Consider the following 9991-nt stretch of genomic DNA (forward strand, 5'->3'; position numbering starts at 1 on the left):
TCCGGCCGCTAAGATAAGCCCGCATGGTCGAAATCACCTCTCCCCCCATTTCCGCCGAACGCGACAACAGGACGCAAATCCTGAATGCGGCGGGCGAAGTTTTCTTAACTGAGGGCTTTGAGCGAACGAGCGTCGATAGGATCGCCGCTGTGGCGCATATGAGCAAGCAGAGCATTTACGAACTTTACCCCAGCAAGCTCGCCTTGTTCGAAGCTGCCGTCCGGAACAAGTTGAACGGCGCGTGGCTCAATCTCTCCACCATCGATGGCGGCGCGAGTGCAGAGGACACGCTCGCCCGCTATGCGTTGCGCCTTTTTGAGGGTTTTGCCGAGCCAGTGAATTTCGGCCTGTTCCGCGCTAATATCGCGGCGGCGAACCACGTGCCGGACCTAGCAGCGGAACTGCATGAAAAGCGCTTGGCCGCGTCCCAGCCTCTCGCCGATTATCTTGAGACGCTGATCGATAAGGCGATGATAGTGCCATGCGACCCGCACGCCATGGCCATCCGTTTCGGGGGCATCGCAGTGGAGGGCGCGCGTTATTTTCTAGGCACCCCCTTGCCCGGCAAGGCTGCCCAGAAACGCGTCGTAGCTCATGCCGTTCATCTCTTCCTGGATGGCTACCGCAGCATTGCGGATGTGGATCGAGTTAAGGCTGCGCCTCCGCTGATTGAACCGCCTGTCCGCGAAGGCGTAACTGCGCTGCGCCTGCCGGCAGAAAAGCTCCTGGCATTGGTGGATGCGGCGACCAGCGAATTTCTCGAATATGGCTATCGCCGTGCGAGCATCGACCGGATCGCAGCGGCGGTTCGGGTCAGCAAGGCGACCATATATCGCCAGTTCGGCAACAAGGAAAATCTGCTCCGCTATATCGTTCAACGCGACATTTTCGAAGCCAGCCGGCGGCCGCTTGGACAGCGTCCCACCAGCACGGACCCGGAAACCGGGCTGATTGACTTGGCGCGGGAAGCATTGGATCGCCATCTGGAACCTGACAATATCCGCATGCATAGGTTACTGGTCGTGGAAGCCGATTTCATCCCGGATCTTGCTCAGCTATTCTATGAAGGCCGCGTGCGCCGCCTGGGCGAGGCGTTAGAAAATCAACTGAACACATTGGGCCTGCCGCGCCCGAGCCATTCTGCGACGCGCATCTTCTACACACTTGCGACATTTGCCGTGCGCTTCTTCACAGCGACCACGCCGCCTGTGGCAGAAGATCGGGAGATCTATGCCAGAGAATGCGCCTCCTTGTTTCTACACGGGTTGCGGACGGACAACGGCCGTTACTTGTGAGGATTATTCTGTACCTCCAGCGTCAGCCTTTGGTTAAGCAAGGCATAATCCAGCGGCGAATGATCGCGGAAATGCGAGCGGCGGATGACGCTCAATAGCGCTATGTTCAAACTCCCTGAACCCACGCTCGCCAAAAACCCTAATGACAGGGTCTTTGGCGGCAAGGTCGTGCCTGTCGATACAGGCCTTCGCTCAACAACCGACCATCTCCTCCTTCGATTGTTTCCATCGATCGGCCAGCTATGGCGCGCGCAAGGAACTGACAACGTGGGGAGTTGATCCACTCCTACACTAAACGCCTCAGTTTAACCAGCAGACGATATCGGCCGCATGAGTTCAATACGAACGCCATCCGGGTCCGCGCCGTGCATTAACTCGATCATCGGGGTTGTCACATGGGCCTCTTCAACGAAATAGCCACCGCGCTCTGCAAGCTCGGCCGCCGTCGTGGCAGGATCGTCATCCCAGAAGGCGATATGGGTGAGACCGAAACGGTTAAGCGGTTGGCGTTCGCGTGATCCGAAGCTAGCGGGCTCAAGCACCTTCAGCAGTTCGATCGTGTTGCCCCCCGCATCGCGCACCATCTGCGCGCGCAGTTTGATGCCTGGGACTTCGTTGATGACGCCTAACCAGTCAAAGCCCTGATCAAGGACATAATTTTCTGCGGGAGTGAAGCCAAGCGCTTCATAATAGTTGAGCGAGGCGTCGATATCTTCCACGCAGATACCGCTGTGGGAGAAGCGCTCGGCCTCGCCGGGCGATTTCATCAGTTCGACACGCACGCCGTCCGGGTCGGTGCAGTAGAGCATGGTAGTATCATTGGCGGCGAAGTAAGCGCGGGTTTCTTCATAAATCGTGCCACCTGCTTCCGCGATCCGTGCGGCCCAGGCGTCAATGTCATCCACATAGAATGAAATGTGTACCAAGCCATATTGAAGGGTGGACCGTTTCTCACGCGGCCCCGTCGCCGGCGGCTCGAGAAACTGCAGCAATTCGATCACCGGGCCGTCCTGGCGTTTGAGCATCACCGCCCGCAGCTGAACGCCAGGAATTTGCATGGTCTTCGCCATATCGGGGCCTTCGATAACCCCATGATCCTGATAAGGCTCGAAGCCGAGTGCGTCCCGATAGAAGCGTTCCGACGCCGCGATATCGTTCACGCAGATCCCGCGATGTGACAGTCTGACCATTGGCCTCTCCTTCATTATAGCTATTGTCGCTTAACCTATCCCGCTGGAACGGGTGATCCACGCTCGCTGCGGCCTTGTTTGTGACAATGTCGGAAGCGCCGGCAGTTATAATATTCGCCTTGCCGACGAGCGATCTCCTCGATTCCCTCCGTCCGGTGCCGTGACGTTATCAGTTGCGTGGACTGCGGCTTGATTACAAATCTGCTGAGGCCGTACCTCGTCTAAATGAAGTACCGCGCGACGCACAGCTGGAATGCGAGCGTTCCGAAATGACAGAGTTAGCAACATTCCGTCCCTTCGTCGATATGATGAAATAGACCCTCACCGGGAAAGAACCGCCCATTGGATCTGTTTAGTTCTCCTAATATTTGAAAGAGCGGTACCGTGCTGGGGACGCCCCCTGTCCTGCTAGTCCTCAAGAAACGGAGCCAAGGCAGGGCCAATTTCGCCATCCGCTCGATACCAGTCGCACTGATTTTGGGCGCCCCTTACGTCATCGATCCGTGAAGGTTATCGCAGACCCTCGGCGTTCTGGGACGCGCGAGTTCCGAGAGCACACTGGGGAATTCTTTGAGCCTGTCGCGATGTCGGCGAGCCGCCGTGGCTTATTGAAACTATGGCCCCGCGTGCGACGCCACCCTTCCTGCGATAAGTCCGCTGTTCGCTTGTGAAGCGGACAGTTGCGCTGAGCTTGCCGGCCCTGCGCCTGGAAAACCGTAGAAGAAACCCTGTGCCTGCGGACAACCTTCTTCCTGGACCATTCGGCGCTGTGTATCTGTTTCGACCCCTTCAGCGACAACCGGCAAAGCAAGGCTTTTGCCGATCCCGACGATCGCGCGGATGATCGAGCGGGCCGCCTCGTCGTCCTCCATCGTCTGTATGAAGCTGCGATCGATCTTGATCTTGTCGAAGGGAAAGCTCTGGAGATTGCTCAGCGAGGAATAGCCCGTGCCGAAATCGTCCATGACCACCCGCACGCCTCGCTCTTTCAGGGCGTGAAGGACCCGAATGGTTTGGTCCCGATCCTTCATCAGTGCGGTCTCGGTGATCTCCAGTTCGAGACGATCAGGCGCTAGCCCGGCGTCCATCAGTGCAGAGGTTACCGTCTCCTCCAATGTCGCCACTTGGAACTGCACTGCTGAAATGTTCACCGCCAGGGTGAGCGGTTCCACCCAGAGCGCTGCTTCCCGACAGGCACGGCGCAGGACCCAGTCGCCGATGGGAAGGATCGCTCCTGTGTCTTCGGCAATGGGGATGAACTCGTCCGGTGGCACCTCGCCACGATCTGGGTGGGTCCAGCGCAACAGGGCTTCATAGCCGGAGACCTTACCGTCTACGGTTGTGACCAGTGGCTGATAGACCAAATATAGCTGGTTGCGCGTGATAGCGTGACGCAGGTCGCTTTCCAGCTGCCGCCGTTGCCTCGCTTCCAGGTCCATCTGTGCGTCGAAGAAGGCAGCGACCCCCCTGCCGGATGTCTTGGCGCGATAGAGGGCGATGTCGGCAGCATGATGCAGCGCCGCGGCATCGGCTCCGTCCTGTGGGAAAACCGCCACACCAATGCTGATGCCAACGGCAGTCGGGTCCATGGCCGGGTTCATCTCTTCTCGAAAGATTTCCAGTATGCGATGGGCGAGCACCCGAGCGCCATCAGGCTGCGCCGAACCAACCTGGAGAATGACAAACTCATCGCCGCCCATGCGCGCGACCGTGTCGGCACCACGAACGCAGCGCTTCAGCATGAAGGCGACCCGCTCGAGTATCCGGTCGCCTTCCCCATGGCCGAAAATATCATTGATTGCTTTGAAGCGGTCGAGGTCAAGCGCTAGCAGCGCCAGAGGCTCACCAGTGCGCTTGGACAATGCGAGGGCATGTTCTAACCGTTCCTGTAGCAGGGTTCGATTAGGTAACCCCGTCAGACCATCATGCCGTGCCAGATGTTCGATTTGCCGCTGCGCTGCCTTCGTTTCCGTCAGATCACGGACAGCCAGAACCTGAGACAAGCGACCGCGATATTCGATTTCGTGCACGCCAACTTCGAACAACTGCTCGGCATCGCCTCCGCGCCGCACGGCTTCCACCGCCTTGTGCCGCTCCTCTATAATGGGACGGCCGTCTTGGGCTGCGAGCAGGCTTTCGGGATCCAGTCCCACCAGGTCGGACGGGCTACTGTTCATCCATTCAGCAAAACGCTCATTGCCCTCAACGATCTTGTGATCGCGTACGATCAAGATGCCCTCCAGCGTCGCTCCGGCGAAGCCCTTGAGATCGGTGAGGTAACGATCGATCAGGGTCGCCGCGGCCGTCAGGATCACCACGACCATGGTCGATGCCACGATTGCTCCGATCAACCATTCCCGTCCGGTCGTGGCGTGGACCGCGGCCAGGGTCGGGTCGAACTTCAGCGTCGTGGCCGACATGCTGGTAAAATGAAGCGCGCAAACGGCGAGTACCGAGGCCGAAACTGCAGGAAAGAACCTGCGTCCGCCCATCAGATGACCGAAGATGTAGAAGGCGGTTGCGAAAAGGCTCATTGCTAACGCAAGGCTGATGGCCACAGCGTTCCAGTCATAGGAAATATGGGCTTGTGCGCGAATGGCGGCCATGCCGATGAAATGCATCACGCCTACGCTGCAGGCAGCGATAATTCCCGCGAGCGCACAGCGTGCGGCAGATGCTTGGCCCAATAAGCGTAGCGCGGTCCAGAAACCGAGGATCGCGGCGGCCGCAGAAATCAATGTAGGAAAGAAGGCGTAGCCAATCGGCAGAACACCATCATAAGCTAGCATGGCCACAAAGTGGGTCGCCCACACACCGAGACCACCGGCGAAGCCCCCAATGGCTAACCAGGACGCACGGCGCTCCCATCGACATTCCTGCGCACGGGCAAGTGCGAGAAAAAAAGCCAGGCTGCCCACGATCCAGATGGCGGCCGCGAGACCCACGACGAAAAGGTCATGCTGCGTCAACACGCATTCGAACACACGAAACATAAGGCCCTCATCGCTGACGGCACAGCTAAGCCTATGTAAGTTATAATCGGGTTAACCAGCTGAGCAGCAGCCGGCCCCTGACTGCCTCAATTTTAAGGATCGTTGATACGCCAGCTCTGGACTGCAGTTCGTCGAACTAGCGGCGCTTTCTCTTGGAAGAGGTCCGCCTTTATGAAGCATGAGGCGGATCCGCAATGCCGCGCGGCCGTCCGGCATAGTCGCGATCGACGATCGCATTTTGCGGTCCATCGATCGCTTCCTTGTCGCCCGTTTCAAAGCTGGAGGAGGAGCGCATCGCCGCGACGATCTGCTCGGTCGATCCGGGCGGGGCGCCTCCCCTTCGATCGCGAAGGCGCGTCTCGTTGGTGATGAGATCCGCACCGCGGGCGAGCACGGCCGGGTCATAGCGTTCGATGATCGCGCGCGCTTCGGCATCGATATGGACGCTGATCTGCCCTTTTAGCTTCGCCGTGCGGCGCACCGTGGGGCACAGGTCCGTCGTGCCGAGCAGATTGTCGACAACGCGGTGCCGAGACGAGTGCCGCCTCGCCCCGGCGATATGCTTCTACGGAATCGAGCGCCTCGAGATAGATGCCGGAAGTGGCACCGGCACGTCGAGACAATGTACCGACGGCTTCGATCGATGCTCCGGCAACAGAAAAGGTCGCGACCCCTCGTTAAATGAGATTGACTTGCATTAGTATCGTTCGTTCGCTAGCGAGCCCGAAGAATTAGGGGGGGCCATCATGAAAAAAGCCGTTCGAAATCTCCTCGCTGCGGGTGCGTTTCTGGTCACGGGCACGGGCTTTGCGCAATCGCCGCCACCTGCCGTGGATGCGGAGGCAGATGGCCCCATCATCGTCACGGCCGCGCGCAGTATTCTGCCTGCCAACGCGCTGCCGTTGACGATCGATGTTGTCGATAAGGAGGCGCTCGACCAGCAGATCGCGATTTCCGGCTCGGTCACCGACGCGGTGGCGACGCTGACTCCCTCTTTCTCTCCAACGCGCCAAAAGCTCTCAGGCGCGGGAGAGACATTGCGTGGCCGCTCGCCGCTTATGCGATTAACGGCATTCCGCAATCGACGCCGCTGCGCGACGGCAGCCGCGATGGCTTCACTATTGATGGCTTCTTCGTCGATCGGGTCGAACTGATCTACGGCTCCAACGCGTTGCAAGGGATAGGCGGCACGGGCGGTATCATCAATCAGGTGACCGTTGGCGCGCCGCAAGAGGAAGGTTTGAGCGGACGGGTGCTGCTGCAGGGCACGGCGGATAACAGGTTTCACTCCAATGGCATGGGTGGCAAGGCTGGGGGGCTGTTCCAGTATGAGGCCGGCGATTTCGATGCGACGATGGGCGCCACCTACGAAAAGCGCGGCGTATTTTATGACGGGCAGGACCGCCGCGTGGGGCTCAATCTCACACAGGGTGAAACGCAGGATTCGCAGGCAACCAACATCTTTGCGCGGGTGGGCTATGCTGTGTCCGCGACCGGCCGCATCGATCTGATCGCCAGCCGCTTCGAACTGAAGAGCGATGGCGATTATATCGCAGTTCCCGGCAATCGCCTGACCGGCCTGCCGACCAGCGCCGTGCGGGGCGACTCACCCGGTGAACCCGCCGCCAATCGCACCGAAAGCCTCGCCCTGTCCTATACAGACACGGCGCTGTGGGGCGGCCATTTCGTCAGCCAGATTTTCTTCAACCGCTCACGTGACACGTTCGGCGGGGAAAATCGCGACGCCACGGGCAAATATATCGCGTCCTTTCAGGACCCCAGCATCGCACCTGTCGGTGACCTGTTCGACCAGTCGCAGAACCGTTCCCGCAAACGCGGCGCGAAGTTCAGCTATGAGCGCGCCGTGCCGGGGCTGGAGGCGCTGACCGCGACGCTGGGCTTCGACGCGTTATGGGACAAGACGCAGCAACGCCTGATCGCCACCGATCGCGTCTGGGTGCCGCCAGCCGAATTCCGCAGCCTGGCTCCGTTCGTGCAGGGCAATCTGAAGCTGTTCGACGGGCTGTTGCGCCTTGCTGGCGGTGCGCGCTGGGAAAATGTCCAGATCAAGATCGATGATTACCACACTCTGGCGCAAACTACCCAGACGCTACCCGCCGCCCAACGCTATTGGGGCGGGGTGGATGTCGCGGGCGGCAAGCCCAAGTTCGACGATCTGCTGCTGAATGGCGGCATTATCTTGGAGCCCTGGGACGGCATTCGCGCCTATGCCAGCTATGCAGAGGGTTATACCGCGTCTGATGTGGGACGGATCACGCGGTCGATCAATCTGACCGGCATCGACATCGATAGCTATCTCGCCATCGAGCCCATTGTGTCCAACAACCGCGAGATCGGCGTGGAAGTGAAGCGCGGGCCATTCGACGGGTCTGCCACATATTTCTGGTCATCCAGCGACAAGGGACAGCTGCTCGTGCCGGGCATCGGACGCAATTTCGATGTGCAGCGTCAGCGTATCGAGATCGAAGGCATAGAGATTAATTTGCGCAGCGAGACGCCGGTCCCTGGGCTGAAGCTCGGCATTGGCTATGCTCATATCGAGGGCCGCTATGACAGCAATGCCGATAGTAAGGTCGATACCGATCTGGATGGCGTCAACATCTCGCCTGACCGTGTGAATGTGTCGGCAACGTATAATCGCGGGCCGGTTTCGGCGATCATCCAGACCCAATATTATCTTTCGCGCAGCTTCCATGCCGATGCTGGCGTGGCGCAACCCAACCCGCTCAACAATTTCGGGGGCTATTCCGTGACGGATGCCAGCGTCCGCTATCAGACCGCCTTTGGGGGGCTGCGGCTGAGCGTGCAAAATCTGTTCGATAAATTCTACCTCGACTATAGCAGCGACACGCGGCTGCCGACCGACAATCTCGCCTACTTCGCGGGGCGGGGTCGCGGCTTCACGCTGAGTTGGGACTATAGCTTTTGAAGACGCTTGACCTGCTGCACCGCTGGATTGGCGGGCTGATGGGCCTTGTGCTGGCGGTGCTGGGATTTTCCGGCGCGCTGCTGGTGCACAAGGACGCCTGGGTCTTTTTGCCCCATGGTTCCGATCCGGTAGTGCAGGACAGTGCGGCGGTTGCGCGGACCGTAGAGCGGATCATGGCCGACCCCGATAGCCGGCCGGAAATGATCAGCTTTGCCAGCCCGGAATTCGGGCTGGATCGGCTGCGCTTCGCAGATGGTTCGGGCGCCTATGTGAGTCAGGCGGGTGACCTGGTGACGCGGTGGAACAGCCAGTGGGAGCGGCCGGAACTCTGGCTGTTCGATCTTCACCATCACCTTTTCGCGGGCGACGCCGGTGAAACGATCATCGGTGTCGCGGCGCTGCTGGGTCTGTTCTTCGTCATCTCGGGCGTGATCTTGTGGACACGAACGCGCAAGACTTTTGAATTTCGCCTGCTGCCCAAGCGGCCCAGCCGTTCCGCGATCGTGCGCCAGCATCGCGATCTAGGCCTGGTGGCCGCACCGCTCTTACTGTTGGCGACGCTGACCGGCGCCATTTTGGTTTTCCGGCCGGTGGCGGTGCTAATCCTTGGCCCCGGCGCCCCTGCGCAGATCGACGCGAGCTTAAAGCCGCCGCAAGCGCCTGTGGCGCTGCTCTCCAAAAGCCTCGATTGGCGAGCGATGGTCGAAACGGCGCACGCCCGCTTCCCGGATGCTGAACTGCGCAGTCTTGCGCTGCCTCGTAAACAGAGCGGCCTCATCACCCTGCGGATGAAGAAGCCTGAGGAGTGGCTGCCTAACGGGCGCACGACCCTTTGGTTCGCAGCGGATAGTGGTCGGTTGATTGCAGCGCGGGACGCCTCACGCCTGCCTGCGGTCGTGCAACTTTACAACATGGTCTATCCCTTGCACGCAGCAAAGGTTGGCGGCTTGGCCTATCGGCTGGTGATGACATTCGCCGGCCTGGCTCTCACTCTTTTGGGAAGTTTGACCCTCTGGTCCTTTTGGTTCGCTCGACGCCGACAGCCGATCAGGCGACCGCAACGTGCTGCCACTGCCCAACCTTCCAACGAGGCGTGAAACTTTTGGACCGTCCCGCCGCCAATTTTCTGCTTACAGCTGCTGCCCTTCCGCTATTCCATTCGATACGCCCAACTATGGTTGTTACCGGTTCTCCGACTGGTGCCGTCGCCTATGTTTGGTGGGTAAACCTTTTTGTGGGCCGGCATGGCTTGCATGAAGAGATGTGGTGTCGCGCGACTTATCCACCGCGAGCCGTACCCATTCATCAACCTGCCAAATGAAGATAGGCGGATGTGAAACCCCCTGCTTGTGCCAGGCGGTTCCAGTCCGGGATTATGACCGATCGCCTATTTCGCTCTATGACGCCCTCGACCTCAAGTGATTTCAAGGTGCGATTCACATGAACCGGAGTCAGACCCAGCGGCTAGCGTCCGCGGTGATGGTGTAATTTCCCGGTGTAGATGACGGCGTTGCCGGGGGTGGGGCCGAGGCCCCACCCCCGGCGGCCCATCTGGTGGCCACC

The 9991-nt window shown here is 59.7% G+C and carries 6 protein-coding genes and 1 pseudogene; 3 read left to right on the forward strand and 4 right to left on the reverse strand.

Translation table 11 applies throughout. From position 1 onward, the window contains the following. The first annotated feature begins 23 nt into the window (after nt 1-23). The gene (locus ACFO3E_RS17205; protein ID WP_380806680.1) at nt 24-1295 is read left to right on the forward strand and encodes a TetR/AcrR family transcriptional regulator; all 1272 of its coding nucleotides are present in this window, start codon (nt 24-26) and stop codon (nt 1293-1295) included. Nucleotides 1296-1600: 305 nt separating this feature from the next. Here ACFO3E_RS17205 and ACFO3E_RS17210 read toward each other — a convergent pair whose 3' ends face one another. The 3 genes from ACFO3E_RS17210 to ACFO3E_RS17220 form a co-directional block, all read right to left on the reverse strand. Continuing rightward, nucleotides 1601-2485, reverse strand: a complete 885-nt coding sequence (locus ACFO3E_RS17210; protein ID WP_380806683.1) for a VOC family protein — start codon at nt 2483-2485, stop codon at nt 1601-1603. A 614-nt stretch (nt 2486-3099) separates the two neighbouring features. Continuing rightward, nucleotides 3100-5478 (reverse strand): bifunctional diguanylate cyclase/phosphodiesterase, encoded by a 2379-nt coding sequence (locus ACFO3E_RS17215; RefSeq protein ID WP_380806686.1) that lies wholly within the window; start codon nt 5476-5478, stop codon nt 3100-3102. A gap of 169 nt (nt 5479-5647) precedes the next feature. Continuing rightward, on the reverse strand, nt 5648-5959 hold the full coding sequence (locus tag ACFO3E_RS17220) for a hypothetical protein (protein ID WP_380806688.1): 312 nt from the start codon (nt 5957-5959) through the stop codon (nt 5648-5650). A gap of 265 nt (nt 5960-6224) precedes the next feature. Between ACFO3E_RS17220 and ACFO3E_RS17225 the strand changes: the two are divergent. Together ACFO3E_RS17225 and ACFO3E_RS17230 are read left to right on the forward strand one after the other, a co-directional pair. Next, nucleotides 6225-8428, forward strand: a pseudogene (locus ACFO3E_RS17225) (TonB-dependent receptor). Further along, nucleotides 8425-9525 carry a PepSY-associated TM helix domain-containing protein gene (locus ACFO3E_RS17230; RefSeq protein ID WP_380806691.1) on the forward strand — a complete coding sequence of 367 codons (1101 nt, stop codon included), beginning with the start codon at nt 8425-8427 and terminating at the stop codon, nt 9523-9525. Before ACFO3E_RS17225 ends, ACFO3E_RS17230 begins: the two are co-directional and overlap by 4 nt. 208 nt (nt 9526-9733) lie before the next feature. Here ACFO3E_RS17230 and ACFO3E_RS17235 read toward each other — a convergent pair whose 3' ends face one another. Continuing rightward, nucleotides 9734-9889, reverse strand: a complete 156-nt coding sequence (locus tag ACFO3E_RS17235; RefSeq protein WP_380806694.1) for a helix-turn-helix domain-containing protein — start codon at nt 9887-9889, stop codon at nt 9734-9736. Nucleotides 9890-9991 lie beyond the last annotated feature (102 nt).

It is taken from the genome of Sphingobium tyrosinilyticum, assembly GCF_042654265.1.
GTDB classification, from domain to species: domain Bacteria; phylum Pseudomonadota; class Alphaproteobacteria; order Sphingomonadales; family Sphingomonadaceae; genus Sphingobium; species Sphingobium tyrosinilyticum.